Below are 25764 nucleotides of genomic sequence, written 5' to 3'. Positions count from 1 at the left end.
GCCTCGATGATCCGAGCGTGCGCCGTCGCCGACCTGCCCGTGGGAGAGGCCGTCCGCCTCGACGGCCCGGTCCCGATCGCGGTGTTCCACACCGAGGACGGCTTCTTCGCCGTCGACGACACCTGCACCCACCAGGACGCCTCGCTCGCCGACGGCTGGCTCGAAGGCTGCTTCGTCGAGTGCCCGCTGCACGCCGCGCGGTTCGACCTGCGCACCGGCGCGCCCGACTGCCTGCCGGCCAAGGAGCCGGTGCGCACCTACGCCGTGGTCGTCGACGCCGGCGACGTCCACGTCGACGTGCCCGTCCCGGCGGTTCCCTGACCCGTCCGCGCAGGTCCGTGAAGGCCGCGTGCCGGCCTTCACGGACCGTCCAGGGGCACCCGGATGGAGCAGGCACCCGTGCCGATCTTGATCTTTCTGGTGGTCAAACACGCGGGTCGTGCGTGCGGGCGTCGGAACTAGTGCGAATATGTGGACATGAAGGCACGTGTTCTCGTGGTCGACGACGACCCCGCCCTCGCGGAGATGCTCACCATCGTGCTCCGCGGGGAGGGGTTCGACACGGCTGTGGTCGCCGACGGTTCCCGCGCGCTTCCCGCGCTGCGCGAGCTGAAGCCCGACCTCGTCCTGCTCGACCTGATGCTGCCCGGGATGAACGGGATCGACGTCTGCAAGGCGATCCGCGCCGAGTCCGGGGTGCCGATCGTCATGCTCACCGCCAAGAGCGACACCGTCGACATCGTGCTCGGCCTGGAGTCCGGCGCCGACGACTACGTCGTGAAGCCGTTCAAGCCGAAGGAGCTGGTCGCCCGGGTCCGCGCCCGGATGCGCCGCACCGAGGCCGAGCCCGCGGAGTCGCTCACGATCGGCGACCTGGCCATCGACGTGCCCGGCCACGAGGTCACGCGCGAGGGCAAGGCCATCCCGCTGACCCCGCTGGAGTTCGACCTGCTGGTGGCGCTGGCCCGCAAGCCGCGTCAGGTGTTCACCCGCGAGGTGCTGCTCGAGCAGGTGTGGGGCTACCGCCACGCGGCCGACACCCGGCTGGTGAACGTGCACGTCCAGCGGCTGCGCTCCAAGGTGGAGAAGGACCCGGAGCACCCCGAGGTGGTGTTGACCGTTCGCGGTGTCGGGTACAAGGCCGGCCCGCCGTGATGAGTCGATGACGCTCGCGACCGGCAGACGGCTCCCCGCGTTCGCGCGTACGACGGCACGCCTGATGCGGCGTGTCGTCGTTTTCGCGCGCCGTCGCGCGGTCGCGTTCAACGAGCTGTGGAAGCACTCGCTGCAGTTCCGTGTCACCGTGTCGACGCTCGCGCTGTCCTCGGCCGTCGTGTTCGTGCTGGGCATGGTCCTGCAGAACCAGATCACCGAGCGGCTGCTCGACACCAAGCGCGAAGCTGCGATCGCGCAGACCCGCGCGGCCGCGGACACCGCCGCCGGTGAGCTGGTCGGCCTCGGCGGCGAGACGCCGGAAGCGCTGCGCAACCGGCTCCAGAACGCGCTGAAGAAGATCGCGATCACGCCGACCAGCCAGGACGCGGCGGGCTCGGCGGCCGGCACGTTCGTCCCGGTGCTCGCCAGCGGCGGCCGCGACCAGTCCGGCGAGGACCCCGCGTCCGCCGGGCCGTTCGACAGCGTGCCGCCGCGGCTGCGCCAGTTCGTCGAAGCCAACGAGATGAGCTGGCTCGAGCACACGGTCACCGACCCCGACGGCGGCCGCACGACGTACCTGATCGTCGGCACGCCGCTCAACACCGTCGCCAGCCCGCTGCAGCTCTACCTGCTGTTCCCGCTGACGACCGAGCAGAACACCGTCGCGACCGTGCAGAACACGCTGCTCGTCGGCGGGCTCGTGCTGCTGCTCCTGCTGGCCGGCATCACGAACCTGGTGACGCGGCAGGTGGTCCGCCCGGTCCGGCAGGCCGCGGCGGCGGCCGAGCAGTTCGCCGGCGGCGACCTCGACCAGCGCCTCACCGTGCTCGGCGAGGACGACCTGGCGAAGCTCGCGGTGTCCTACAACGGGATGGCCGCCAGCATCCAGCGCCAGATCCGCCAGCTCGAGGACTTCGGCGGGCTGCAGCGCCGGTTCACCTCCGACGTCTCGCACGAGCTGCGCACGCCGCTGACCACCGTCCGGATGGCCGCGGACGTGCTGCACGCGTCCCGCGAGCAGTTCCCGGCCGGGCTCGCCCGGTCGACCGAGCTGCTGGTGGACGAGCTCGACCGGTTCGAGTCGCTGCTCGGCGACCTGCTGGAGATCAGCCGGCTCGACGCCGGTGTCGAAGACCTGTCCGCGGAGTTCATCGACGTCCGCCCGATCGCCACCCGCGCGGTCGAGCAGGTGCGGGTGATCGCCGGCAACGCGGGCAGCTCGGTGGAGCTCGTGCTGCCCGACGAGGAGGTCATCGCCGAGGTCGACGCCCGGCGCGTCGAGCGGATCCTGCGCAACCTCCTCGGCAACGCCGTCGACCACAGCGAGGGCAAGCCGGTGGTGCTCACCGTCGCCGCCAGCGAGACCGCGGTCGCGGTGACCGTCCGCGACCACGGCGTCGGCCTGCGGCCCGGCGAGGCCGACCTGGTGTTCAACCGGTTCTGGCGCGCCGACCCGTCGCGCAACCGGCGCACCGGCGGCACCGGGCTCGGCCTGGCGATCAGCCAGGAGGACGCGCGCCTGCACGGCGGCGGGCTCGACGCGTGGGGCGAGCTGGGGCAGGGCGCCTGCTTCCGGCTCGTGCTGCCGCGCCGCCAGGACGTGCCCGTCGGCGACCCACCGCTCGTGCTGCCGCCGCCCGACCGCGTCGCCGGCGAGGTGCCGCTCGGGCTGATCGAGATCACGCCGGCGCCGGAGGCGATCTTCGCCGAACGTGAGGGAATCGGTCAGTGAAACGCGTTCTGCTCGCTTTGTTGTGCCTGGTCCTCGTGGCGGGGTGTGCGAACGTCCCGCTGGAGTCCCAGCCGGTCGTCGTCTCCGGGGAACGGCAGGGCCAGGGTTCGGGTGACGTCGTCCCCGAGCCGGACAAGGACATCGACCCGCTGACGCTGGTCCGCGGCTTCATCGGCGCCACGCTCAAGCCCGGGCAGAACAACGCGGCCGCCCGCGCCTACCTGGACGACCAGAGCCGGGCCGCCTGGCGGCCGAACCGCAGCCTGACGATCATCCAGAACACCTTCGGCACGGTCTACGACCCGACGCCCCAGCCCGACCCGAACACGCTGGTCGTCAACGTGCGCGGGTTCGGCGTCGGCACGCTCGACCAGAGCAGCGCGTTCGTCCCGGAGTACAACCCGGGGGCGGCGCTCCGGATCAAGGTGCGCAAGCAGGCGAACGGCCAGTGGCGGATCACCGACCCGCCGCCCGACCTGTACGCGACCGAGTCCGACTTCAGCGAGAACTACACCGCGGTGCCGGTGAACTTCTACTCGGAGCAGACGGCCACCTTCGTCCCCGACCGGCGCTACGTCATCGCGAAGCCGCAGTCCGGGCTGCCGAGCCGGGTGGTGAACCTGCTGGTCAGCGGGCCGTCGACGAGCCTGGCCGGGTCGGTGAAGAACCTGCTCGCCGAGCCGATCGAGGTCGACACGAACGTCAAGAGCCTCGACGACGGGACGCTGGTGGTGCCGCTGACCGGCCTGTCCGGAGCCGCCGACGACATCCGGAACCTGATCGCCGCGCAGATCGTCCTCACGCTGCAGTACGTGACGTCGGCGCGGATCCGGATCCTCGCCGACGGCGCCCCGCTGGTCGCCAACCACCCGGACTGGCGCGCGAACGAGCTGCCCGCGTACGACGCGACGCTGTCGCCGCGCCGGGAGCTACCCGGCCTGATGACGGTCGGCGGCCGGGTGCGGTCGCTGGACACCGGCGAGCCGGTCGGCGGCCCGGCGGGCAACGGGGGCTACGACGTAGTGAGCGCGGCCCAGTCGATCGACGGCAAGAGCCTGGCGGTCGTCGAGCGCGACAACGGCAAGGTCCGTCTGCGGATCGGCGACCTCGGGCACGACCTGGCCATGGTCGGCCTGGGCGGGACGACGCTGAGCCGCCCGACGTGGCGGCCCGGCACCGGCGAGGTGTGGACGGTGGTCGACCAGACGTCGATCGGCCGGATGGTGGTCAACCAGAACAACCAGTGGACGGCGCTGTCGGTCAACGCGACGGACCTGATCCAGCAGGGCGGCATCACCGAGCTGCGCTTTTCCCGCGACGGCGCCCGCGTGGCGGCGGTGGTGAACGGCCAGCTGTGGGTGGCGTCGGTGACCGGCAGCGGCGATTCGGTGGCCCTGCGCGAGCCGCGGCTGCTGCAGCCGAACGACCTCAAGGAAGTCGTCGACGTGGACTGGCTGGCCCAGGACACCCTGGTGGCGGCGACGAAGTCGATGTCCCAGCCGGTGGTCCGCGTGACGGTGGACGGCCAGCGGATGGACGCGTTCAACAGCTCCAACCTGACGCCGCAGGTCCACGGCGTGACGGCGGCGCCGAGCCGCCCGATCGTGGTGGCGGACCAGAGCGGCCTGTGGACGGCGTCGGTGCTGGGCGAGGTGTGGCGGCCGCAGAACCACTCAATGAAGGACGCCGATCCCTTCTACCCGGGCTAGGTTCCGGAAACTGTCGGTGGTGGCTGGGACACTGTCCGTGTGGTGCTGCTCGATTTGCTGATCCCCGCCCGGTGCGCCGGCTGCGGGGCCCGTGGGGCGCCGTGTTGCGCCCGGTGCGCGGCGGTGTGGGGTGCGGTGTCCGAGGTCGTGCGGGTGCGGGTGGCGGGGCTGGCGCGGGTGTTCGCGCTGTCCCGGTACCGCGGCGTGGGGCGCCGGTTGCTGATCGCGTTCAAGGAACGCGGGCGGCGGGATCTGGCCGGTCCGCTGGGGCTGGCGCTGGCCCGGGCGTTGGTGGTGCTGCCCCTTCCGGGTTCCGCGGTGTGCTTGGTGCCGGCCCCGAGCCGCCGGTCGGCCGCGCGGGTGCGCGGGGGTCCGCACGTGGAGCTGCTGGCGGCCGCGGCCGCGCGGGTCCTGGCGGGCTGGGGGTTCGAGGTCGCGGTGGCCCCGGCACTGGAGCTGGCGGGCGGCGCGCGGGACGCGGTAGGCCTGGATCGCGCGGCGCGGGTGGCGAACTTGGCGGGGCGGCTGCGGTTCCGGGAAGCGGGGCGGCCGCCGCCGGGGATGCCGGTGGTGGTGCTGGACGACGTGATCACGACGGGAGCCACCGCCGCGGCTTGCGTGCGGGCCTTGGCGGGGGAGGGAGTGGAGGTGGCGGCGGTTTTGACGCTGCTCTCGGCCGGGTGAATTTCAACGTGGGGTGGGGACTGCCGCGGCTGCGAGGTTTCGCGGTGCCGGCCTGGTCATCGTGCTCCCGCCGGCTCGCGCTAGGTGGGGGCCATAGTCGGCGGGATTTGCCACGCATGCTCGGGCCCGTCCATCGTGAGCCCGCAGCCTGCGCCGCAGCGGTCCGGTTGCTGCCCCTCCGTGGCCAACAGCGCACGCTCCGCCACGAACCCGCCCATCGCGAACCCGGCGGCCCGCGCCCACCTGCGTCTCCCCGAACCCCGGACCCGTACATGATCACCGCATACCCGCCAACCGGCCCCCTCACCCGCACCCGGGTGAACCCGCCCGTCACCTACACGAGTGACTTCGGCCGGGAACGCACCCCGCTCCCCGCCCGTTGTCCCGGCATGAGGGTGTCGATCAAGACCACCTGGCCGCCGCACCACTCCACCGGAGTGGCGGCTGCCGGAAACCTGGTCGTCACCCTCGGCGTCCACCAGCCGGCAGCGCTGCGCCGTCCGTGTGAAAGCACGAAAATCGCGGCGCGTCCGACCAGCGGGTGTTTTCTGGTGTTCACCCTCCGCTCACTGCGCGGGGTGACGGAGTCTCATTCCTCGACATCCCCCGGCTCGGGGGCTGTTGCAACCGGCGTGAGGAAGCTAACGTGCTCCGCAATCAGCAATCCCCGCAGGCAGGGAGGTGACGAGCCCATGTCCCTGGCGCCGGAGGTGCGCTGAGTCCGCGCTCGGGCTCCCGGCACGAGACGTCGTGATCCGCTCCCGAGTTCCTTCTCAGCCCGCGATCCGGGCTTCCGTCCCCGCTACACCGGCGCCGTGTGTGAACTCAACAGCTCGCAGTCATCGAAGCGAGGGAGGTCGTGTATGGATATCGTCGTCAAGGGCCGCAACGTGGAGGTGCCCGACCACTATCGGGCGCTTGTCAGCGAAAAGCTGGCCCGGCTCGAGCGCTATGACAGGAAAGTCATCCGGTACGACGTGGAGCTGTTCCACGAACCCAACCGACGCCAGGCCAAGAGCTGCCAGCGCGTCGAAATCACCGGAAAGGGGCGGGGCCCGGCCGTACGCGCTGAAGCGTGTGCCGCCGACTTCTACGCAGCGCTCGATTCCGCAGTCACCAAGCTGGAAAACCGGCTGCGGAGGACACACGACCGGCGGCGCGTGCACTACGGCCGCAGCCGCCCGGAATCGGTCGCCGAAGCGACCTCGGCACTGCCGGGTGGCGCATCCCCGGCCGCAGCCAGTCCTGTCGCGGGAACCGCGGTGCTCGAAGCACCGGAACCGCAGGCGAACGGCTTCGCGAGTGCCGGCGAGATCCACCTGCCCCAGCAGCAGAGCTGGGCCGACGACGACCTGGGTCACCAGCCCGGTCGCGTCGTTCGCGAAAAGCAGCACACCGCGGAACCGATGACGGTGGACCAGGCTCTCTACGAGATGGAGCTGGTCGGCCACGACTTCTACCTCTTCAACGACTCCGAAGCGGGCCGGCCCAGCGTGGTCTACCGGCGGAAAGGCTTCGACTACGGCGTGATCCGGCTCGGCTGAGCCGGTCTTAAGGAGGCCCGCCGGATGGCCCGCACGCGGCTCGCGTGCGGGCCATCCGCATGTCAGGACGTACGGCGTGTGCACACGACCCCCACCGTTCCCTACGATGGGGGTGGGAAGGTGGCGCCGACCACGGCAGCCGCCGCGGGAAAACCTGCCCGGGACCGGCCCGGGCGCGCTCATGATCAGCTAGTGAGGTCAACCGGATGGTGCTGAACCGCCTGCTCCGCGCGGGTGAGGGCAAGATGGTGAAGCGGCTGCGCAACATCGCCGATCACATCAACACCCTCGAAGACGACGTCAAGGACCTGACCGACGCCGAGCTGCGGGCCAAGACCGATGAGTTCCGCAAGCGGAACGGCGATGGCGAGTCCCTGGACGAACTGCTGCCGGAGGCCTTCGCGGTCGTCCGGGAGGCGGCCAAGCGGGTGCTCGGGCAGCGCCACTTCGACGTCCAGCTGATGGGCGGCGCGGCGCTGCACCTCGGCCAGGTCGCCGAGATGAAGACCGGTGAGGGCAAGACGCTGACCTGCGTCCTCCCGGCCTACCTCAACGCCATCCCCGGCAAGGGCGTCCACGTCGTCACGACGAACGACTACCTCGCCAAGCGCGACTCGGAGTGGATGGGCCGCATCCACCGCTTCCTCGGCCTCGAGGTCGGCGTGATCCTGTCGGAGCAGCAGCCGGACGTGCGGCGCTCCCAGTACAACGCCGACATCACCTACGGCACGAACAACGAGTTCGGCTTCGACTACCTGCGCGACAACATGGCGTGGAGCCTCGACGACTGCGTGCAGCGCGGGCACTACTACGCCGTGGTCGACGAGGTGGACTCGATCCTCATCGACGAGGCCCGGACGCCGCTGATCATCTCGGGCCCGGCGGACCAGTCGTCGCGCTGGTACGTCGAGTTCGCGCGGCTCGCGCCGCTGATGCAGGGCATCGACACCACCACGATGGGGTCGCGCGAGCGCACCGAGAAGACCAACCTGATCAACTCGAAGTACCACTACGAGGTCGACCAGCGGAAGCGCACCGTCGCCGTCACCGAGAAGGGCGTCCGGTTCGTCGAGGACCAGCTCGGCATCGAGAACCTGTACGAGGCCGCGAACACGCCGCTGGTCGGGTACCTGAACAACGCGCTGAAGGTCCAGGAGCTCTTCCACCGCGACAAGGACTACATCGTCCGCAACGGCGAAGTCATGATCGTCGACGAGTTCACCGGCCGCATCCTGGTCGGCCGCCGCTACAACGAGGGCATGCACCAGGCGATCGAGGCCAAGGAAAAGGTCGAGATCAAGGCCGAGAACCAGACCCTCGCGACGATCACGCTGCAGAACTACTTCCGCCTCTACGAGAAGCTGTCCGGGATGACCGGTACGGCCGAGACCGAGGCCGCGGAGTTCCACCAGACCTACAAGCTGGGTGTGGTGCCGATCCCGACGAACCGGCCGATGGTCCGCGTCGACCAGGCGGACCTGATCTACAAGACCGAGCAGGCCAAGTTCGAGGCCGTCGCCGAGGACATCGCCGAGCGGCACGAGAAGGGCCAGCCGGTCCTCGTCGGCACCACGAGCGTCGAGAAGTCCGAGCACCTGTCGAAGCTGCTGGTCAAGCTGAGCGTCCCGCACGAGGTGCTGAACGCGAAGCACCACGACCGCGAGGCGCTGATCGTCGCGCGCGCCGGCCAGAAGGGCGCCGTCACGGTCGCCACGAACATGGCCGGCCGCGGTACCGACATCGTGCTCGGCGGCAACCCCGACCTGATCGCCGACCAGGTGCTGCGCGAGCGCGGCCTGGACCCGGTCGAGCACTCCGAGGAGTACGAGGCCGCCTGGCCCGAGGTCCTGGAGCAGGTCAAGGCGGAGTCCAAGGCCGAGGCCGAGGAGGTCCGCGAGGCCGGCGGCCTGTACGTCCTGGGCACCGAGCGGCACGAGTCGCGCCGCATCGACAACCAGCTGCGCGGCCGGTCCGGTCGTCAGGGCGACCCGGGCGAGTCGCGCTTCTACCTCTCGCTCGGTGACGAGCTCATGCGCCGCTTCAACGCGACCATGGTCGAGCGCGTCATGACGACCATGCGGCTGCCCGACGACGTGCCGATCGAGCACAAGATGGTCTCCAAGGCCATCAAGAGCGCGCAGACCCAGGTCGAGCAGATCAACATGGAGCAGCGCAAGGACGTCCTCAAGTACGACGAGGTCATGAACGAGCAGCGCAAGGTGATCTACGCCGAGCGCCACCGCGTCCTCGCCGGCGAGAACCTGCGCGACCAGATCGAGGGCATGCTCGAGGACGTCGTCAACGCCTATGTGGACGGTGCGACCTCCAGCGGCTACGCCGAGGACTGGGACCACGAGAAGCTCTGGACCGCGCTCAAGCAGCTCTACCCGGTCAGCATCGACTGGGACGACCTGGTGGAGGACGGCGACCTCGACGCGAACGGCCTGCGCGAGGCCCTGCTGCAGGACGCCCGCAACGCCTACGAGAAGCGCGAGGCGGAGATCAACGCGCTCGTCGGCCCGGACGGCATGCGGACCCTGGAGCACCAGGTGATGCTGACGGTCCTCGACCGCAAGTGGCGCGAGCACCTCTACGAGATGGACTACCTCAAGCAGGGCATCGGCATGCGGGCGCTCGCGCAGCGCGACCCGCTGATCGAGTACCAGCGCGAGGGCTTCGACATGTTCCGCGCGATGCTCGACTCGCTGAAGGAGGAGGCCGTCGGCTTCCTGTTCAACCTGCAGGTCGAGCGGGCCGAGGCGCCTCCGGCGGAGGCCGCGGCCGCGGTGCCGACGGGTGTCGGGGCGGGCAACGGCCAGGCGACCGAGGGCCGCCACGCGCGGCCGGCGCCGCCGCAGCCGCCGACGACCGACACCGAGTCCGTCCCGGCCGCGCTGCGCGGCAAGGGCCTCGGCGGCGGTGGCCAGCAGGGCATGACGCTGTCCGGCCCGGGCGAGGACGGCGAAGTCGAGTCCCACGCCGAGGGCGGGGCGCAGGCCGCGGGCGGTGGCGGCGGGGGTACCCGCCGGGACCGTCGCGCCGCCCAGCGCGACGCCCAGAAGAAGGGCAAGAAGGGCCCGCGTCGCTGACGTGGTTTCCGGGGCCGGGGTGCACGCGCACCCCGGCCCCGTTTTTCGTGGGGGGAGAGAAGCAGGTGGATCCGCAGGAGTTCTTCGCGCTGTTCGCCGCCGAGCGGCGGCCGGACCCGTACCCGGCGTACCGGCGCTGGCGCGAGCGGTGGCCGGTCGCGGCCCTGGACGAGCGCATGTTCGCCGTCAGCAGCTTCGCCGAGGCCACGCAGGTGCTGCGCGACCCGGCGTTCGGCCACCCCGAACCGGAGTACCTGGATCCGGCGGACCGGCTTCCGGACCAGCCGGTCGACGAATCGGGACGCGTGGTCCGGGCGTTCCTGTCCCTGAACCCGCCCGACCACACGCGGCTGCGGCGGCTGGTGGCGAAGGCGTTCACGCCGCGGATGGTCGAGCGGCTGACGCCGCGGATCGAGGAGCTCACCGCGTCGCTCATCGACGGCGTCGGCGAAGAGTTCGATTTGATGACGTCGCTGGCGAAGCCGCTGCCGGTGGAGGTGATCGCGGAGCTGCTCGGCGTCCCGCTGGACGACCGCGAGCGCTTCGCGGCGTGGTCGCACGCGATGGCGCGGGCGCTGGACCCGCCGTTCCTGCAGCACCCGGACACGATCGAGCCGGCGGTGCGGGCGCGCCAGTCGTTCGTCGCGTACTTCCGCGAGCTGGCGGACCAGCGGCGGCGCGAGCCCGGCGAGGACCTGCTGTCGGCGCTGGTCGCGGTATCGGACGCGGGTGACGTGCTCAGCGAGGGCGAGCTGCTGGTGACGTTGACGTTGCTGCTGATCGCCGGCCACGAGACGACGACGAACCTGATCGGCAACGGAGTCCTGGCGCTGCTGCGCGCCGGCGGCGTCGACGTGGCGGATCCGGAGCGGGTGGTCGAGGAGGTGTTGCGCTACGACTCCCCGGTCCAGCTGACGGCGCGGACCGCGTTGCGGGACACGGAATTGGGGTCGTTCGCGGTACCGGCGGGCAGCCAGGTGATCGTCCTGATCGGAGCGGCCAACCGCGACCCGGCGACGGGGGCGGACTTCTTCGACCCGTCCCGGGCCCCCGGGCGGCATTTGGCGTTCGGCCAAGGAATCCACTTCTGCCTGGGCGCACCGCTGGCCCGGCTGGAGGGCCGCATCGTGTTCCGCGAACTGGCGCGCCGGTTGCCGGGGTTGCGATTGGCGGGCGAGCCGACGTGGAACGCGACAACGACTCTGCGCGGCTTGGCCACGCTGCCGGTCGCGAGTGGCGACTAGGTAGCCGAATTGCCGCTCGCGCCCTTGGAGTGGGCGCGCCGGTCCGCTGGGTCCGGCGCGCCATTGCGGGCCGCAGGCGGCGCGCGGGCTGAGCGGGCGCGTCTCACGCCGCCGCCTGCCGGTGCGTCCGCTGGGCCGGCCCGCTCGGCTTCAGCAGCGCGAACCGCACGCACTGCCACCCCGCCGGGGTGCGCGTGAAGCGGGCCGCCAGTGCGAACGACCGGCCGTCCGCCTCCACGCGGGTGCACGCCTCGATCACGTCCGGCGCCGGGGTGCACGTGTGGACCCGGCACAACCGGTGCCGGGGCCGCGTCCACCGTGGCCCGCTGAAGCCCGCGTACACCTCCGGTGCCACCAGCCCGCGGATCTGCGGCACCGGGCGGCGCCCGTCGTAGGCCTCCAGCAGCATGGTCAGCAGCCGGCCCACCTCACTCGCTTCGAGCTGCCGAGGCGCCGGCCACCGGGCGTCGCCCCCGCGGTTTCCCCGCGGGGGCACCGCCGGCGGCCGCTCGGCCCGGCGCGGTACTTCGGCGTGGATCAGCGTTCTCACGCGGTGTTCCTCGGTCATTTCCTCCCCTCCCCGGCGCGGCATTTCGCCGTCGCCAGGGCTTAGAGGCGGGAACCGGCCGGAAAGGCGATGGGAATCGCCCGATTCGGCAAAGAACCGCCGAAGCGATGGATTCGCGCGAGCACGTGCGGTAAGCGCGAGGTCGCGTTGTTGCGCTATGCGAGACAACGCGTCGCCGCCCCGGCTATGGTGTGCCGGGTGCTGAAGGGGTTATTGGTCGATTTCGCCGGAGTTCTCACGGATCCCGACGCCGGCCGCTTCTACGACTACCTGGCGGCGGCGCGTGAACGAGGCGTCCGCACCGCGCTGCTGTCGAACGCCCCCGGGGCGTCGGCCGAGGTCAAGAACACGATGTTCGACTATTTCGACGCCCTCGTGTTTTCCGGTGAGGTCGGCGTGGCCAAACCGGATCCCGCCGTCTACCTCATCGCCGCCGATCGGCTTGGCTTGCCGGCCGTGCGCTGCGCGTTCGTCGACGACTCCGCCGCGAACATCCGCGGCGCCGTCCAGGCGGGCATGGTCGGCGTGCACCACCGGACGGTCGAGGAAACGCTCACCGAGCTCGACGTGCTTTTCCCCGATCGATGAGGCGTCAGCGCGCGCGGCGAACCAGTTCGAACGACAGGACCGCCGCCGCGGCTGAGACATTCAGCGACTCGACGTCACCCGGCATCGGAATCGACACCCATTCCGTGACGAGCTCGCCGACTTCGCCGCCGACCCCGGCCGTCTCGCCCCCGAGCACGAACGCGGCGCGCTGCGGCAGGTCGACGTCGAACACGGTGGTGCGCGCCGACGCGCCCAGCGCGTAAAGGCCGTAGCCGGCTTCGGTGAGCATTTCGGCGGCTTCACGCGCGGAGCCGCACCGCAGCACCGGCGCGCGGAACGCAACGCCGGCCGAAGCCTTGACCACCAGCGGGTCCAGCGCCGCGACGCCGCGGCGCGGCACGATCACGCCGTCCAGCCCGGCGGCGGTCGCCGTCCGCAGGATCATGCCGACGTTCGCGGGCGTGGTGATGCCGTCGAGCAGCAGCACCCGCGAGGGCGGGCGACGGTCCGACAGCGCGGCTTCGAGCGCGCGCATCCGCGGCGCGACGACGTCGGCGAGCACGCCCTGGTCCTGCTTGCCGTTGCCGGCGAGCACCTTGACCCGGTGCGCGCTGGCGCGCTGCACCGGCACGCCGGCGTCCTTCGCCGCGCGCTGGATCTCCGCGGCGCCGGGGCCGCGGGCGGTGTCGGCGAGGATCACCTTGTCCACGCGCAGGCCGCCGTCGGCCAGCGCTTCGAGCACCGGCTTCCGGCCATACACCGTAAGAAAGCGGTCTTTCGGCGAGATCGTCGACTCATCACCCACACCGGGCAGTCTCGCACTGTGCAACGATCGGCTCATGCCCGACCGCCTTTCCGCGCTGGACGCCTCGTTCCTCTACGTCGAGGACCACGCGACGCCGATGCACGTCGGCGGGGTGGCGATCTTCGAGCGGCCGCGGTCCGGGTTCAGCTACGCGCAGCTGCTCGACCTCGTCGGCGCGCGGCTGGCGTACCTGCCGCGCTACCGCCAGCGCGTCCTGGAGGTGCCGGGCCACCTCGCGCGGCCGGTCTGGGTGGACGACGCCGACTTCGACCTGAACTACCACGTGCGACGCTCGGCGCTGCCTCAGCCGGGCAGCGACGATCAGCTGTTCGACCTGGTCGCGCGCCTGATGTCGCGCCGGCTGGCACCGGAACGGCCGCTCTGGGAGGCGTATTTCATCGAGGGCCTGGCCGGCGACCGCATCGCGCTGGTGACCAAGACGCACCAGTCCGTTGTGGACGGTGTCGGCACGATCGACCTCGGCCAGCTCATCCTCGACCCGACGCCGGCCGAGCCGGAGCCGTTCGAGGACATCTGGACGCCGCGGCGCGAGCCGAGCCGCGCGCAGCTCGTGCTGGACGCGGTCAGCGAGGGCGTGCAGCGGCCGGGCGAGGTCGTGGAGAACGTCCGGTCGGCGGCGAACGACGCGTTCGCGGCGGCGGGCAAGTTCGCCGAGACCGTCGGCGGGGTGACCTCGACGCTGCGCACGCTGGTGAAGCCGGCGCCGACCGGGCCGCTGAACGTCCGGGTGTCCGGCGGCCGCGTGTTCTCGGTGGTCCGCACGCGGCTGGAGGACTTCCGCAAGATCCGCGCCGCGCACGGCGGCACGGTCAACGACGTCGTCCTCGCGGCGATCACGGGCGCGCTGCGCGAGTGGCTGCTGTCGCGCGAGGAGCAGCTGACGCCGACGACGACGATCCGCGCGCTGGTGCCGCTGGCGGTCCGCGACGCGGAGACGGCCGAGTACTCGACCCCGGCGCTGGTCGGCAACCAGGTGGCCGCGTACCTCGTCGACCTGCCGGTCGGCGAGCCGAACGCGGTGCTGCGGCTGCAGCACATCGGGCACGCGATGGCCGAGCACCTCGACTCGGGGCGTCCGGTGACGGCGCGCGGGCTGCTCAAGGTGGGCGGGTTCGCCCCGGCTACGCTCCACTCGCTCGGCGCGCGGGCGGCGGGGTCGCTGTCCGGGCGCATCTTCAACGTCATGGTGACGAACTCACCGGGCCCGCAGGTGCCGATGTACGCGGGAGAGGCCAGACTGGTCGAGATGTTCCCGGTCATGCCGCTGATGCGCACCCAGGCGCTGGCGATCGGGGTGACGTCCTACCACGGTGGCGTCTACTTCGGACTGAACGGCGACCGCAAGGCCGCGTTCGACGTGGACCTCGTGGCCGGGATGATCGAAGAGTCACTGGAAGAGCTGAAGGGTGCGCACTGGTGAGGGTTTATCTGCCTGCGACCATCGCGATGCTTCGCGACCTCGAATCCTCGGGGGAGTTCCGCGCCCGCAGCGGAACGGCGTTCGCGTTGACACCGGCGTTGCGCGAGGCGTACGTGAGCGGCTCGGACGAGGAGCTGGAGTACGCGGCGCTGTTGGACGCGGCCCGGGCCTCGTTGCGCTTGATCGCGGCGGAGGAGAAGGGCGAGCCGCGCCGGGTGGTGATCTCGGCGGACGTCGAGGGGGTGACCCCGCGCCCGGACCTGGACGCACCGGTGGTCCGGATCGGCGGCCCGATCCCGTTGTCGGCGGTGGCGGCGATCCACGTGGACGCGGCCGAGGCGGCCGACGCGGTCTCGGCGGCCGCGGCGGTGATCGACGCCGCCGACCTGGGGGACCCGGACGCGGAGTTCACCTTGGGGGATGCCGAGGACCACGAGCTGGCTTGGTATGCGCCGCAGGAACTGCCGTTCTTGCTGGAGTTGCTCTGAGTTGTCCACAGGTGGGTTGACCTGTGGACAACTCACAGGTCAGTCCTCTGTGAACCAGTCCGGGCCCGGCACCGGCCGTTCGCACTTCCACCTGGTCGCCTCCGTGAGCTTCCCCGAGTCCACCCGCTGCGACCGCCCCATCGGCTCCGCCAGCGGGATCCGCGAAACCAGCCACTTCGGCAGCGCCCGGGCGCGGCGCACCCCGGCCGCCGCGGCCAGGGTCGCTCCCAGCTCGCCCTTCAGCACCGCCGGCGCTCCCACGTTGTAGACCCCCGGTGGCGCCTCCAAAGCCGCCACCGCCGCCGCGGCCGCGTCGGAGGGGTGGATCGCCGTCGTCCAGTCCGAGCGCGACCCCAGGATCAACGGCCCTCCGCGGCGAGCCGCGGCCAGCAGGGCCGAGGTCATCACGTCCGTGCCCAGCAGCGTTCCGATCCGCAGCCGCACCACTGTGCGGTCGGCCAGCGCTGCCACGTTCGCGTGCGCCGTCACCGACGAAGCCGTCACCCCGGTCGGACGCAGCGGTGCTTCCTCCGTCAAGAGCGTCGAACCCCCGTCCGCGTACACGAACGAGATCCCCTCCTGGACCACGGTCCGCACCTCATCGACCTGCCGGACCGCCGCCGCCAGCGCCGCGCTGCCCGACACCCGGACCTCGTCGTTCAACGCCCACGCGGACTTGCTGGTCATCTTCCGCGGAATGCGCGTCGCCAGGTTCAGCACCGCGTCATGCTCACGCAACGCCGTGACCAGCGAAGACGTCGAAAACAGATCGCCTGCGACCGGTTGCGCACCAGTCGCGCCCACAGCCGCCTCCCGCGCAGCGGACCGCGCCAGGCCGCTCACCGAATATCCCGCCGCCAACAGCCGGGCCACCGCCGGCCGCCCCAGTACGCCCGTCGCGCCGATCACCATCACTCGCTTGCTCATGCGGCCTGGACGAGACCGCGAGCGGAAACGTGACTACCCCACTTCACCCGGGGGTGGCGGCTGGATGTCGACGGGCACACCCCAGTCCGAATAACGCGTGGTGATCCGCGCTTCCGAGCCCTGCAGGATCGGCGAAAGGTCCAGCACGATCCGCAGCGGCCGGTGCGAATCGTCGAGCCACAGCTCCACCGGGAACTTGCCGAGCCGCCCGGCCGAATCCGCCGGCAAGCCCGCGGGCAGGTCCGTGCCCAGCCGCGCCAGATCCAGGTCGACGCGGTAGTGCTCCGCCGTCACGCCGTCCAGCTGCCCGCGCTCGGCGGAGACGATCGTGCCCGCCGTGCGGATCTCGCCCAGCGTGTGCGCCGGGTCGTTCTGGGCCGCCAGCTGCGCCAGGCTGCCGCCGAGCACCTGGGAAAACGGGTCGGTGCCGTCCGCCGCGACCGCCACCCACGGCTTGCCCGCGCCGACCTCGTCGCGCGACCCCTCCGGCACCTTCGCGTACAGCTTGCCGCCCACCTGCCGCAGCTCCATCGGCTCGCCGATGAAGTCGGTCGTCAGCACCTGCGCCGTCCCGCCCCCGCCGAACCGCGCCTGGCCCTGGCTCTTGGACCGGACCTGGCCGACCGCGACGTCCGTGCCGAACTTCGCCGAGCCGGCGCTCGTGGTGGCCGCCGTGACGGCGTCGGCCAAGGTCCGCGCGTCGGCGAACGCCGGAGGCGGTGACGGGGTCGAGCACCCGCCGGCGAACAGGGCGAGGACCAGCACGACGGCGGCTTTGCGCATGGCGCAACAAAAACACAGCGGCTCCCCCGAACCCGTTCGGGGGAGCCGCTGCTACTCAGAGTTTCCCGGTCAGCGACCGGCCTTCTTCATCAGCTCGCCGAAGTCGACGACCTGGTCGGCCGGCGGGGGCGTCACGTCGACCGTGGTGCCCCAGTCGCTGTACTTCATCGTGAACTTCGCGTCCCCGCCCGGCGCGCCCAGCGCCTGCATCATCGGACCCTGGTCCATGGTGACCTGCACGGGCAGGTTGTCCTTGTTCAGCCACAGCTCGGCCGGGAGCTTGAGGTCCTTGCCCTTGAGCTTCTCGTTGAGCTGGGCGCGCGCCGCGGCCGGGACCTGGCCGGTGAACTGGTCGATGGCCTTGGTGACGTCGAGCTCCACCTTGTAGTGGTTGACCTGCTCGCCGTTCAGCTCGGTCTGGTCGGACGAGACGATCCGGCCCGTCTTCGAGACCTGCTCCAGGATCTTGCTCGGGTCGCTCTGCTCCGCCGACTGCGACATCGCGGCGCCCATCGCCTGCGAGACCGGGTCGGTGCCGTCGGCCGAGATCTTGGCCCACGACTTGTCGGTGCCCATCTGCTTCTGCTGCGCGGCGGGCAGCTTGATGTACATGACCTTGTCGACCATGCGCATCTCGGTGGTCTCACCGGCGGCGGTGGTGGACATCGAGAACTTGGTGTTCGCGCCGTCGAAGGCCATCGCGCCGGTGGCGCTCATGGTCTGGCCGGCGGCCGAGCCCTCCATGGTGAACTTCGCCGACTTGGACTTTTCGGTGCCCTGCTTCGACGCCGACGCCAGCTGGATCGCGTCGGTGAACGGCGAAGCGAGAATGCCGCGGCCCTCGGCCTGGGTCTGGCCGGCGGGCTGGGCGGTGCCGGAGTTGCCACTGCACGCCGTCAGCGTCAGCGCCAGCACGGCGGCGCTCGCGGCGACCAAGGTGGTCTTGCGCATCGAATTCCCCTCAGAGTCGGATGATCCGCACGGTATATCGCCCAAACGGGCGATTGGTTACGTCTCTGACGGTGACGATCCGCAGTCGGTTCCCGGTTGTCTCAGGACTCTGTGGCGCGGGTCACTTCGTGGCCGCCGCGGGAGGCCAGCAGGCGCCGCAGCGACGCGAGTCGTTCGGCGCTCGCCCGGCCTTCGGTGACGACGTCGTCGAGCGCGCAGTCCGGGTCTTCGGGCGGCCCGAGGTGCCCGCAGCCCGACGGGCACTCCTCGGCGGCCGCGGCGAACTCCTCGAAGGCGTCGACGATGTCGTCCGCGGTGACGTGAGCCAGCCCGAACGACCGGACGCCGGGCGTGTCGATCACCCAGCCGCCGTCCGGCAGCGGCAGCGCGACCGCCGCGACGGACGTGTGTCGCCCCTTGCCGACTCCGCTCACCACGCCGACGGCCAGGTCGGCGGCCGGGACCAGCCGGTTGACCAATGTCGACTTGCCGACACCGGAGTGGCCGACCAGGGCCGTCAGGTGGTCCTTCAGCAGCTCGTCGAGGCCTTCCGGCTGCTCGTCGTAGCGGCTGACGATCACCGGGATGTCGAGGCCCGCGTAGCCCGCCAAGAGCTCGTCCGGGCTGGCCAGGTCGGCCTTCGTCAGGCATAGCACCGGCTCGACGCCGCCGGCGTAGCAGGCGACCAGGCAGCGGTCGATGAAGCCGGTGCGCGGCGGCGGGTCGGCGAGCGCGGTGACGATCAGCAGGCGCTCGGCGTTGGCGACGACCAGCCGCTCGTACGGGTCCGTGTCGTCGGCCGTGCGCAGCAGCGAACTGGTGCGCTCGTCGACGCGGACGATCCGGGCGAGGGTGTCCGGCTTGCCCGAGACGTCGCCGACGATTCCGACCCGGTCGCCGACGACCACGGGGGTCCGGCCCATCTCGCGGGCCCGCATCGCGGTGATCACCCGGTCGGGATCGGCGTCGATCGCGCAGGTCCAGCGGCCGCGGTCCTTGCCGATGACCATGGCGGTGACGGCGTCGGCGTGCTCAGGACGGCGCTTGCTTCGGGGGCGGGTGCCCTTGCCCGGACGCACGCGGACGTCGGACTCGTCCAGCTTGCTCCAGTCGTTGCGCGCCAAACCCTCGTCCTCTCGTGCGCCGGTGCCACCCGAATGATCCCACGCCGCTCGCCAGCGCCCTGGCCTGCGTGTAACGATGGCGTCCCGGACGTATCCGGCAGGCTAGGAGGTTGGTCATGTGCGGCCGCTATGCCGCCACGAAGGACCCGGCGAAGCTGATCGAGGAGTTCGAGGCGATCGACCTCACCGAAGGCCACGCGCGCGCGGACCACAACGTCGCGCCGACGAAGAACGTGGTCACCGTCGTGCAGCGGCACCCGCGTGACGAAGACGGCCAGGTCCTCGAGGACGAGCCCGCCGAGCGTTCGCTGCGGATGATGAAGTGGGGTCTGGTGCCGTTCTGGGCGAAGGACCCGTCGGTCGGCTCGCGGATGATCAACACGCGCGCCGAGACCGCGGCCGAGAAGCCCGCCTTCCGGCGCGCGCTGGTGTCCCGCCGCTGCCTGGTGCCCGCCGACGGCTGGTTCGAGTGGCGCCGCACCGGCAAGGAGAAGGAGCCGTTCTACATGACGGAGCCCGACGGCTCCTCGATCGCGTTCGGCGGGATCTGGGAGACCTGGCACCCGAAGGACGACAAGGACGCGCCGCCGCTGGTCACGTTCTCGATCATCACGACCGACGCGGCCGGCCAGCTCACCGACGTCCACCACCGGATGCCGCTGATCGTGCCCCGATCCAACTGGGACGGCTGGCTGGACCCGGACCGCGAAGACGTCACGGACCTGCTGGTCCCGACGCCGGACGACATCGTCGCGTCGCTGGAGCTGCGCCCGATCTCGAGCAAGGTCAACAACGTCCGCAACAACGGGCCCGAGCTGCTGGAGCGCGTCGACCCGGCGAACGAAGACGCTCTCTTCGACGTGCCGAAGTCATGACGGCCGTCTCGGTCGATACAGCGTATGGCCCCGCGCGGGTGTATCTGCACTGCGCGGAGGAGGGCGACGCGGTGCTGATGTTGGGCCACGGCGCGGGCGGTGGCCTCGGCGCGAAGGACCTGGTGGCGGTGACGCGCGCGGCCCAGGCGGCGGGCGTGCACGTGGCGCTGGTCGAGCAGCCGTACCGGGTGGCCGGCCGCCGCGCGCCGGCCCCGGCGAATCAGCTGGACACGGCGTGGTTGACCGTCGCGGACGAGCTGTCGGAGCGCTTCGACTCGCTGCCGCTGGTGTTCGGCGGGCGGTCATCGGGAGCGCGGGTGGCCTGCCGGACGGCCGCGGCCGGCCAGGCGGTGGCGGTGTTGTGCCTGGCGTTCCCGGAGCACCCGCCGGGCAAGCCGGAGAAGACGCGGCAGCCGGAGTTGGACGCGGTCGAGGTGCCGGTGCTGGTGGTGCAGGGGGAGCGGGACCCGTTCGGCCGGCCGGCGGCCGGGCCGCACCACGAGATCGTGGTGGTGGACGGCGACCACAGCCTGTCGAAGGACCTGGAGACCGTGTCGCGGGCGGCTACGGAGTGGCTGTCCCGGGTGCTGCGCCCGCTGGCCTGAGCCGGGCCCGCGTCCTGGCAGGCTGCGGCGGCCACTGGCGGGAGCGCGCGGACTACCTGTCCGGACACCACGCCGCCTGGGCGCGTGCACTGCTGGCCTGAAACTGCAGGTCAGGCGCCGATCGGTGCCACCACGGCGTTGGTCAGCCGGATCAGTTCGGCCGGGTCCAGCTCCACTTCCAGCCCACGCCGGCCGGCCGAGCAATACACCGTATCGAACGAAGACGCCGTATCGTCGATCACCACCGGCAGCCTGCTCCGGTGACCCAGCGGCGAGATCCCGCCCAGCACGTACCCCGTCGCCCGCTGGGCCGCCGCCGGGTCCGCCATCTTCGCCTTCTTGCCGCCCGCCGCGGCCGCCAGCGCCTTCAGGTCCAGCTGGCCCGTGACCGGGACCACGCCCACCACGAGCTTGCCGTCCACCTCCGCGACCAGCGTCTTGAACACGCGGGCGCGGTCCAGGCCCAGCGCCTCCACCGCCTCCAGCCCGTACGACTCCGCGCGCGGGTCGTGGTCGTACGCGTGCAGCGTGTGCGCCACCTTCTGCTTCCCCAGCAACGCCGTCGCCGGGGTGCCCTTGCCTGCCATGCGGCGGAGTCTAGGGAATGCCCGCGTGACCCGATCGGTTGTACGGGGCGTGACCACAACGCTCGCTACCACACGCTCTCGCAGCCGCCGCCGCCCTGAGGCACCGGCGAACCGCGGTGTGCCCGGCCCCCGCGTAAACTCGGGTCCGCCGTATGCGCGTACGCGCATCGACGCCGAGCGGGAAGGGAACGGTTTGCCGAGCACGGAGAACTCAGCGCCGGAAGAAGCGACCGAGGCCGAGCGCGCGGAGCGCTTCGAACGGGACGCCATGCCGTTGCTCGACCAGCTGTACTCGGCCGCGATGCGGATGACCCGCAACCCCGCCGACGCCGAGGACCTGGTCCAGGAAACCTACCTGAAGGCGTACGCGGCCTTCGCTTCCTTCAAGGCGGGCACGAACCTCAAGGCGTGGATGTACCGCATCCTCACCAACACCTACATCAACGGTTACCGCAAGCGGCAGCGGCAGCCGGTGCAGCAGCCCACCGAGGAGATCACCGACTGGCAGATCGCCAAGGCGGAGAGCCACACCTCCGCGGGGCTGCGGTCGGCCGAGGTCGAGGCGATGGACAACCTGCCCGACACCGACGTGAAGGCCGCCCTGCAGAAGCTGCCCGAGGAGTTCCGGCTGGCGGTCTACCTGGCCGACGTCGAGGGCTTCGCGTACAAGGAGATCGCCGAGATCATGGACACGCCCATCGGCACCGTGATGTCCCGCCTGCACCGCGGCCGCGCGCAGCTGCGCGACCTGCTCGCCGACGTCGCCCGCGAACGTGGCTTCATCCGGGGTGCCAAGGAAGAGGTGGCGGGGCGATGAACGACATGTGCGAGGGCTCGTCCGACAAGGTCCGCTGCGAAGAGGCGCTCGCCGACATCTACCTGCTCCTCGACCGCGAGTGCAGTCCCGAGCGCGACGCCGCGCTGCGCGCCCACATCGACGACTGCCCGCCGTGCCTCGAGGAGTACGGCATCGACGAGCACCTCAAGCAGCTGCTGGCCCGCAAGTGCGGCGGTGACCACGCCCCGGCCGAGCTGAAGAGCCGGCTGCGCGCGTCGATCCGCCAGACCGTCGCCACGCGCGGCGGTGTCACCGTCGAGCGCACCGAGATCACCCTCGAGCAGCGTTCCGAATAGCGCCCGAGCACGACGAAGGCCCCCGCACCGGTGTGTGGGGGCCTTCGTCATGCCGACGCCGGGAATCAGGCGTTGGGCTTCTTGCCGTGGTTCGCGCCGTTCTTCTTCCGGTCGCGACGCTTGCGGGCGCGCTTCGACATGCTCACTCCTCGTCGTCAAAGCTGGTCAACCTCTCAAGTGTGTCATGACGTCCCGTTCTGGTTGGATGGGGTGGTCGGGCGAGCGCGAGGAGGGTGTCGATGGCGGAGATCAGGGCCGAGATGGTCGGCACCGTGCTCGAGGTCGTCGCCGAGCCGGGCGCCGCGCTGAACGCCGGGGACACCGTGCTGATCCTGGAGTCGATGAAGATGGAGCTGCCCGCCGTGAGCGAGCGGGCCGGCACGCTGACCAGCCTCGCCGTGGCGAAGGGCGACCGCGTCCAGCAGGGTGACGTCCTCGGGACGGTCGAGTAACCCGTGTCCACGCTCGCCGAACTGCTCGCCGACAACACCGGCCTCCCCGGGGAGGCGGCGGACCACCTGCAGACCGTCGTCGCCGAGTGGCAGCTGCTGGCCGACCTGTCCTTCGCCGACTTCCTGCTCTGGGTCCCGGTGACCGAGGAGCTGCAGCCCGACGGCGGCGACTTCGTCTGCGTCGCGCACGCGCGCCCGACGACGGCGCCGACCGCGCACCCCGAGGACGTCGTCGGCACGCGCTTCACGGTGGAGGAGCACCCGCAGCTGGCGAAGGCCATGCGCGAGGTGCGGATCTGCCGCGAAGAGGACCCGCACTGGTACCGCGACCTGCCGATGCGGCGCGAGGCGATCCCGGTGCGCTTCCACGACCAGGTCGTCGCCGTGATGAGCCGCGAGACGAACCTCGCCGCGCCGCGCGTGCCGTCACCGCTGGAAATCGCGTACCTGGGCAGCGCCGGCGACCTGTGCCAGATGATCGTCGACGGCACGTTCCCGCCGAGCGGCACCAACGCCACCGACACGCACACGTCCCCGCGGGTGGGTGACGGGCTGATCCGGCTCGACTCGAGCGGCACGGTCGTGTTCGCCAGCCCGAACGGCCTGTCCGCCTACCACCGGATGGGGCACGAGTCCGACCTGGTCGGCACCCGGCTGGCGCCGCTGACGCGGTCGCTGATCCGCGACCCGTTCGACGCGACCGAGGTGTCCCACCGGATCATCGAGGCCCTCGACGGGAAGCCGTCGAGCCGCACCGAGGCCGACTCGCGGCGCGGCGCGGTGGTGCTGTTCCGCGCGCTGCCGCTGCGGCCGGCCGGGCAGGCGGCGGGCGCGCTCGTGCTGGTCCGCGACGTCACCGAGGTCAAGCGGCGTGACCGCGCGCTGCTGTCGAAGGACGCGACGATCCGCGAGATCCACCACCGGGTGAAGAACAACCTGCAGACGGTCGCGGCGCTGCTGCGCCTGCAGTCCCGCCGGACGTCGTCGGAGGAAGCCCGGCTCGCATTGGCGGAGTCGGTGCGCCGGGTGACGTCGATCGCGCTGGTGCACGAGGCGCTGTCCATCTCGGTGGACGAGCGCGTCGACCTCGACAAGCTGCTCGACAACGTGCTGCCGATGGTCGGCGAGGTCGCCACCGCGGAGTCCCAGGTCGGGCTGAAGCGCAAGGGCTCGTTCGGGGTGGTGGTCGCGGAGATCGCGACACCGCTGGTGATGGTGCTGGCCGAGCTGGTGCAGAACGCCATCGAGCACGCGTTCCCGGTGGGCCGGTCGGGCAAGGTCGAGCTGATCGTCGAGCGCTCGGCGCGCTGGCTGGACGTCGTGATCCGCGACAACGGCCGCGGTCTGCCGGCCGGGTTCTCGCTGGAGCGGTCGGACGGGCTGGGCCTGCAGATCGTGCGGACGCTGGTGGAGTCCGAGCTGCGGGGCTCGCTTTCGCTGCGGAAGGTGCGGGCGGAGGCGTCGTCGACGACCCGGGTGTCGGGCACGGAAGCCGCGCTGCGCATCCCTCTTTCGCGGCGCCTCTAGACCGTCGCGTTTGGACTCGAGCACCGCCGGGCATCTCCGGGCGGTGGACGTGATCGGGTGCGGGTCGCGGGAGGGGAACACGCTGACGGCCCGGCACCTGGTGAGCAAGTGCCGGGCCGTTCAACGTTTTGCGGGAGGACTTGAAGTCCTCGTGAGGTTTCAGCACACCCGTCGTCGGGTGGTTTCGCCTCGGTTGTTAAGCTCGAACCGGGTAGGTATCGCCCCAGACGGCATGAGCACACGAGTGCTCCGCCGGGAGAATTCCCCCGCGGTTCGGGTATTTCTGTGGAGAGCTGTGCTGATCTGAAAGGTTCAGGCGTTGGTACGCGTGCCGATGTGCGTACGGCGGCGCTTGAGCGCGCGTCGCTCGTCCTCGCTCATGCCGCCCCACACGCCGGCGTCCTGGCCGCTGGCCAAAGCCCAGGCCAAGCAGTCGGAAGCGACGGTGCAGCGGTGGCACACGGCCTTCGCCTGAGCAACCTGCGACAGAGCCGGCCCGCTGGTTCCCACCGGGAAGAACAGCTCGGGGTCCTCGTCTCGGCAGGCCGCGTCGTGGCGCCAGTCCATGTTCGTGAGCTCCTTCACATGGCGCGGGAGGGCCGCGCCACAGTCGTCAATGGCGGTCGTGTTTTCGGGTGCTTGTGAATGCTTTCACGAAGCACCGCTTTCGACAAGGGTTTCCGGAAGATCGGTGAGTCAGCTCACCCGGCCGAGCGACACGTCTGACCTGCGGTTTCTCTCCGAAACAGCCACCCGAAGGGAAGGCTGATGCGGTGAGTGGAGCTTCTGCGTCGACGAACGGCAGCTTGCACTTTGCCGCAGGCGATCAGCGGTCCCGTCGTCACACGATTACCGTGAGTGCGTTCGGGACGCTGAAGAATTCCACTCTGGTCCGCTGGCCGACGAGGTCGCCGTCCACCTGGAAGTTTACCGGTTCAGCTGCGTCGATGCGGATCATCGGCACGTCGTCGTGACGCACGAGACGTTTCCCTTTTTGGTTGCTCTTCGTAGCCAAAGCTAGGCGTACATGCTTGAACACCGTCGGCAACCCGAGACCGTTCAACGCGAACAGGCCCAATCCCGCCTCGAACGAGCAACCCGGGTTGAGGTGGACCGGACGCTCGCCCAGGTAGCTCCACGGATCGGTGTTCGACACGAAAGCGGTCAACGCCTCGGCGGGTTCCTCGCCCGGGACGCGGATGGTGAGGGTGGGCCGGCCGAGCGGCGGGCGGAAGTAGGAGCCGACGGCGGCCCGCATGTAGAGGCCGGCGGTCGTCTGCTTGCCGCGGCGCTTGGCCACGCGGCCGACGACGTCGGCGTCCCAGCCGAGGCCGGAGTTGAAGGTGAACCAGTGCCCGTCGGCCAGGCCGAGCCCGACCCGGCGCGAGCGGTCGTTCTCCAGCGCGTGCAGCAGCTGGTGGGTGGCCTCGACCGGGTCCGAAGAGATGCCGAGGGCGCGCGCGAAGACGTTGGCCGAGCCGCCGGGCACGACGCCCAGCGCCGGGATGCGCCCGATCTGCGTGGGGTCACCGTCCGAATCGGCCAGCAGGCCGTTGACGACCTCGTTGACGGTGCCGTCGCCGCCGTGCGCCACGACCAGGTCGATGCCGTCCCGCGCGGCCGAGCGCGCGACAGCCATCGCGTGGCCGCGGTAGTCCGTTTCGACCACGTCGAGCTTCACCTGGCTGGCGAGGGCGTGCGCCAGGACGTCCCGGCCACCGGCGGTGGTCGAGGTGGCCTGGGGGTTCACGACGAGGATTGCGCGCACTACCGCAGGGTAGGTGACTTCCC

Annotated in this window: 27 protein-coding genes; 17 read left to right on the top strand and 10 right to left on the bottom strand. The window is 71.1% G+C overall.

Annotated features, from left to right (window positions below):
* The first annotated feature begins 6 nt into the window (after nucleotides 1–6).
* The 8 genes from ACZ7OH_RS03940 (at nucleotide 7) to ACZ7OH_RS03905 (ending at nucleotide 11157) form a co-directional block, all read left to right on the top strand.
* A complete protein-coding gene (locus ACZ7OH_RS03940) occupies nucleotides 7–321 on the top strand; it encodes a bifunctional 3-phenylpropionate/cinnamic acid dioxygenase ferredoxin subunit (protein WP_400894562.1) in 315 nt (104 codons plus the stop codon).
* Nucleotides 322–477: 156 nt separating this feature from the next.
* Nucleotides 478–1155 carry an MtrAB system response regulator MtrA gene (gene mtrA, locus ACZ7OH_RS03935; protein WP_005150760.1) on the top strand — a complete coding sequence of 226 codons (678 nt, stop codon included), beginning with the start codon at nucleotides 478–480 and terminating at the stop codon, nucleotides 1153–1155.
* Between the two features lie 7 nt (nucleotides 1156–1162).
* Entirely contained in the window at nucleotides 1163–2887 is a 1725-nt protein-coding gene (mtrB, locus tag ACZ7OH_RS03930) for an MtrAB system histidine kinase MtrB (RefSeq protein ID WP_470279459.1), read from the top strand.
* The gene (locus ACZ7OH_RS03925) at nucleotides 2884–4596 is read left to right on the top strand and encodes an LpqB family beta-propeller domain-containing protein (RefSeq protein ID WP_470279458.1); all 1713 of its coding nucleotides are present in this window, start codon (nucleotides 2884–2886) and stop codon (nucleotides 4594–4596) included. Before mtrB ends, ACZ7OH_RS03925 begins: the two co-directional genes overlap by 4 nt.
* Nucleotides 4597–4638: 42 nt before the next feature.
* Nucleotides 4639–5280: a ComF family protein gene (locus ACZ7OH_RS03920; RefSeq protein WP_470279584.1), complete on the top strand. Its 642-nt coding sequence runs from the start codon at nucleotides 4639–4641 to the stop codon at nucleotides 5278–5280.
* An 863-nt stretch (nucleotides 5281–6143) separates the two neighbouring features.
* Nucleotides 6144–6824 carry a ribosome hibernation-promoting factor, HPF/YfiA family gene (gene hpf, locus ACZ7OH_RS03915; protein WP_400894554.1) on the top strand — a complete coding sequence of 227 codons (681 nt, stop codon included), beginning with the start codon at nucleotides 6144–6146 and terminating at the stop codon, nucleotides 6822–6824.
* A 206-nt stretch (nucleotides 6825–7030) separates the two neighbouring features.
* A complete protein-coding gene (gene secA, locus ACZ7OH_RS03910; protein WP_470279457.1) occupies nucleotides 7031–9913 on the top strand; it encodes a preprotein translocase subunit SecA in 2883 nt (960 codons plus the stop codon).
* A gap of 65 nt (nucleotides 9914–9978) precedes the next feature.
* Entirely contained in the window at nucleotides 9979–11157 is a 1179-nt protein-coding gene (locus ACZ7OH_RS03905; RefSeq protein ID WP_470279456.1) for a cytochrome P450, read from the top strand.
* Between the two features lie 103 nt (nucleotides 11158–11260).
* Here ACZ7OH_RS03905 and ACZ7OH_RS03900 read toward each other — a convergent pair whose 3' ends face one another.
* On the bottom strand, nucleotides 11261–11707 hold the full coding sequence (locus ACZ7OH_RS03900; RefSeq protein WP_470279455.1) for an Rv3235 family protein: 447 nt from the start codon (nucleotides 11705–11707) through the stop codon (nucleotides 11261–11263).
* 231 nt (nucleotides 11708–11938) lie between these two features.
* On the opposite strand from ACZ7OH_RS03900, the gene ACZ7OH_RS03895 reads away from it, so the two are divergent.
* Nucleotides 11939–12313 carry an HAD-IA family hydrolase gene (locus ACZ7OH_RS03895; RefSeq protein ID WP_400897454.1) on the top strand — a complete coding sequence of 125 codons (375 nt, stop codon included), beginning with the start codon at nucleotides 11939–11941 and terminating at the stop codon, nucleotides 12311–12313.
* Between the two features lie 4 nt (nucleotides 12314–12317).
* Here ACZ7OH_RS03895 and ACZ7OH_RS03890 read toward each other — a convergent pair whose 3' ends face one another.
* Nucleotides 12318–13079 carry a TrmH family RNA methyltransferase gene (locus ACZ7OH_RS03890; protein WP_470279454.1) on the bottom strand — a complete coding sequence of 254 codons (762 nt, stop codon included), beginning with the start codon at nucleotides 13077–13079 and terminating at the stop codon, nucleotides 12318–12320.
* 34 nt (nucleotides 13080–13113) lie between these two features.
* Between ACZ7OH_RS03890 and ACZ7OH_RS03885 the strand changes: the two genes are divergently transcribed.
* Nucleotides 13114–14520 carry a WS/DGAT/MGAT family O-acyltransferase gene (locus ACZ7OH_RS03885; RefSeq protein WP_470279453.1) on the top strand — a complete coding sequence of 469 codons (1407 nt, stop codon included), beginning with the start codon at nucleotides 13114–13116 and terminating at the stop codon, nucleotides 14518–14520.
* Nucleotides 14517–15008 (top strand): DUF6912 family protein, encoded by a 492-nt coding sequence (locus ACZ7OH_RS03880; protein WP_470279452.1) that lies wholly within the window; start codon nucleotides 14517–14519, stop codon nucleotides 15006–15008. The genes ACZ7OH_RS03885 and ACZ7OH_RS03880 overlap by 4 nt, the downstream gene beginning before the upstream one ends.
* Before the next feature lie 39 nt (nucleotides 15009–15047).
* Here ACZ7OH_RS03880 and ACZ7OH_RS03875 read toward each other — a convergent pair whose 3' ends face one another.
* The 4 genes from ACZ7OH_RS03875 to rsgA form a co-directional block, all read right to left on the bottom strand.
* Nucleotides 15048–15935, bottom strand: a complete 888-nt coding sequence (locus ACZ7OH_RS03875) for an NAD-dependent epimerase/dehydratase family protein (RefSeq protein ID WP_470279451.1) — start codon at nucleotides 15933–15935, stop codon at nucleotides 15048–15050.
* Between the two features lie 33 nt (nucleotides 15936–15968).
* The gene (locus ACZ7OH_RS03870; protein ID WP_470279450.1) at nucleotides 15969–16718 is read right to left on the bottom strand and encodes an SCO4651 family lipoprotein; all 750 of its coding nucleotides are present in this window, start codon (nucleotides 16716–16718) and stop codon (nucleotides 15969–15971) included.
* Nucleotides 16719–16787: 69 nt separating this feature from the next.
* Entirely contained in the window at nucleotides 16788–17669 is an 882-nt protein-coding gene (locus ACZ7OH_RS03865) for an SCO4651 family lipoprotein (protein ID WP_470279449.1), read from the bottom strand.
* 101 nt (nucleotides 17670–17770) lie between these two features.
* The gene (rsgA, locus tag ACZ7OH_RS03860) at nucleotides 17771–18793 is read right to left on the bottom strand and encodes a ribosome small subunit-dependent GTPase A (protein ID WP_470279448.1); all 1023 of its coding nucleotides are present in this window, start codon (nucleotides 18791–18793) and stop codon (nucleotides 17771–17773) included.
* 116 nt (nucleotides 18794–18909) lie between these two features.
* Between rsgA and ACZ7OH_RS03855 the strand changes: the two genes are divergently transcribed.
* On the top strand, nucleotides 18910–19668 hold the full coding sequence (locus tag ACZ7OH_RS03855; RefSeq protein WP_400894532.1) for an SOS response-associated peptidase: 759 nt from the start codon (nucleotides 18910–18912) through the stop codon (nucleotides 19666–19668).
* Entirely contained in the window at nucleotides 19665–20273 is a 609-nt protein-coding gene (locus ACZ7OH_RS03850) for an alpha/beta hydrolase family protein (RefSeq protein ID WP_400868817.1), read from the top strand. Before ACZ7OH_RS03855 ends, ACZ7OH_RS03850 begins: the two co-directional genes overlap by 4 nt.
* Nucleotides 20274–20383: 110 nt before the next feature.
* Here the strand turns inward: ACZ7OH_RS03850 and ybaK are convergent, their stop codons facing one another.
* Nucleotides 20384–20860, bottom strand: a complete 477-nt coding sequence (gene ybaK, locus ACZ7OH_RS03845; protein WP_470279447.1) for a Cys-tRNA(Pro) deacylase — start codon at nucleotides 20858–20860, stop codon at nucleotides 20384–20386.
* Nucleotides 20861–21053: 193 nt separating this feature from the next.
* Here ybaK and ACZ7OH_RS03840 point away from each other — a divergent pair, with 193 nt between their 5' ends.
* Both ACZ7OH_RS03840 and rsrA read left to right on the top strand, forming a co-directional pair.
* Nucleotides 21054–21677 (top strand): sigma-70 family RNA polymerase sigma factor, encoded by a 624-nt coding sequence (locus ACZ7OH_RS03840; RefSeq protein ID WP_400894528.1) that lies wholly within the window; start codon nucleotides 21054–21056, stop codon nucleotides 21675–21677.
* Nucleotides 21674–21994, top strand: coding sequence for a mycothiol system anti-sigma-R factor (rsrA, locus tag ACZ7OH_RS03835; protein ID WP_470279446.1), 321 nt, complete (start codon nucleotides 21674–21676; stop codon nucleotides 21992–21994). The genes ACZ7OH_RS03840 and rsrA overlap by 4 nt, the downstream gene beginning before the upstream one ends.
* Nucleotides 21995–22059: 65 nt before the next feature.
* Here rsrA and ACZ7OH_RS03830 read toward each other — a convergent pair whose 3' ends face one another.
* The gene (locus ACZ7OH_RS03830; RefSeq protein WP_098515123.1) at nucleotides 22060–22134 is read right to left on the bottom strand and encodes a 50S ribosomal protein bL37; all 75 of its coding nucleotides are present in this window, start codon (nucleotides 22132–22134) and stop codon (nucleotides 22060–22062) included.
* A gap of 99 nt (nucleotides 22135–22233) precedes the next feature.
* On the opposite strand from ACZ7OH_RS03830, the gene ACZ7OH_RS03825 reads away from it, so the two are divergent.
* Both ACZ7OH_RS03825 and ACZ7OH_RS03820 read left to right on the top strand, forming a co-directional pair.
* Nucleotides 22234–22446, top strand: a complete 213-nt coding sequence (locus ACZ7OH_RS03825; protein ID WP_372663965.1) for a biotin/lipoyl-binding carrier protein — start codon at nucleotides 22234–22236, stop codon at nucleotides 22444–22446.
* A 3-nt stretch (nucleotides 22447–22449) separates the two neighbouring features.
* Nucleotides 22450–23973 (top strand): sensor histidine kinase, encoded by a 1524-nt coding sequence (locus tag ACZ7OH_RS03820; protein ID WP_470279445.1) that lies wholly within the window; start codon nucleotides 22450–22452, stop codon nucleotides 23971–23973.
* Nucleotides 23974–24285: 312 nt separating this feature from the next.
* Here the strand turns inward: ACZ7OH_RS03820 and ACZ7OH_RS03815 are convergent, their stop codons facing one another.
* Both ACZ7OH_RS03815 and ACZ7OH_RS03810 read right to left on the bottom strand, forming a co-directional pair.
* On the bottom strand, nucleotides 24286–24540 hold the full coding sequence (locus ACZ7OH_RS03815) for a WhiB family transcriptional regulator (protein WP_072481920.1): 255 nt from the start codon (nucleotides 24538–24540) through the stop codon (nucleotides 24286–24288).
* A gap of 274 nt (nucleotides 24541–24814) precedes the next feature.
* Entirely contained in the window at nucleotides 24815–25741 is a 927-nt protein-coding gene (locus ACZ7OH_RS03810; protein ID WP_470279444.1) for a diacylglycerol/lipid kinase family protein, read from the bottom strand.
* Between the last annotated feature and the right edge of the window lie 23 nt (nucleotides 25742–25764).

It is taken from the genome of Amycolatopsis sp. NPDC114478 (genome assembly GCF_055633805.1).
The sequence above is the reverse complement of the archived record's forward strand: the minus strand, read 5'-3'. Positions and strand labels throughout refer to the sequence as shown.

Excerpts from the sequence above, each read along its gene's own strand:
- ACZ7OH_RS03865 (WP_470279449.1), bottom strand. The coding sequence starts at position 17,669 with ATGCGCAAGACCACCTTGGTCGCCGCGAGCGCCGCCGTGCTGGCGCTG.
- mtrB (WP_470279459.1), top strand. The coding sequence starts at position 1,163 with ATGACGCTCGCGACCGGCAGACGGCTCCCCGCGTTCGCGCGTACGACG.
- ACZ7OH_RS03855 (WP_400894532.1), top strand. The coding sequence starts at position 18,910 with ATGTGCGGCCGCTATGCCGCCACGAAGGACCCGGCGAAGCTGATCGAG.
- ACZ7OH_RS03850 (WP_400868817.1), top strand. The coding sequence starts at position 19,665 with ATGACGGCCGTCTCGGTCGATACAGCGTATGGCCCCGCGCGGGTGTAT.
- secA (WP_470279457.1), top strand. The coding sequence starts at position 7,031 with ATGGTGCTGAACCGCCTGCTCCGCGCGGGTGAGGGCAAGATGGTGAAG.
- ACZ7OH_RS03940 (WP_400894562.1), top strand. The coding sequence starts at position 7 with ATGATCCGAGCGTGCGCCGTCGCCGACCTGCCCGTGGGAGAGGCCGTC.
- ACZ7OH_RS03870 (WP_470279450.1), bottom strand. The coding sequence starts at position 16,718 with ATGCGCAAAGCCGCCGTCGTGCTGGTCCTCGCCCTGTTCGCCGGCGGG.
- hpf (WP_400894554.1), top strand. The coding sequence starts at position 6,144 with ATGGATATCGTCGTCAAGGGCCGCAACGTGGAGGTGCCCGACCACTAT.
- ybaK (WP_470279447.1), bottom strand. The coding sequence starts at position 20,860 with ATGGCAGGCAAGGGCACCCCGGCGACGGCGTTGCTGGGGAAGCAGAAG.
- ACZ7OH_RS03885 (WP_470279453.1), top strand. The coding sequence starts at position 13,114 with ATGCCCGACCGCCTTTCCGCGCTGGACGCCTCGTTCCTCTACGTCGAG.
- ACZ7OH_RS03825 (WP_372663965.1), top strand. The coding sequence starts at position 22,234 with ATGGCGGAGATCAGGGCCGAGATGGTCGGCACCGTGCTCGAGGTCGTC.
- ACZ7OH_RS03815 (WP_072481920.1), bottom strand. The coding sequence starts at position 24,540 with ATGGACTGGCGCCACGACGCGGCCTGCCGAGACGAGGACCCCGAGCTG.
- rsrA (WP_470279446.1), top strand. The coding sequence starts at position 21,674 with ATGAACGACATGTGCGAGGGCTCGTCCGACAAGGTCCGCTGCGAAGAG.
- mtrA (WP_005150760.1), top strand. The coding sequence starts at position 478 with ATGAAGGCACGTGTTCTCGTGGTCGACGACGACCCCGCCCTCGCGGAG.
- ACZ7OH_RS03875 (WP_470279451.1), bottom strand. The coding sequence starts at position 15,935 with ATGAGCAAGCGAGTGATGGTGATCGGCGCGACGGGCGTACTGGGGCGG.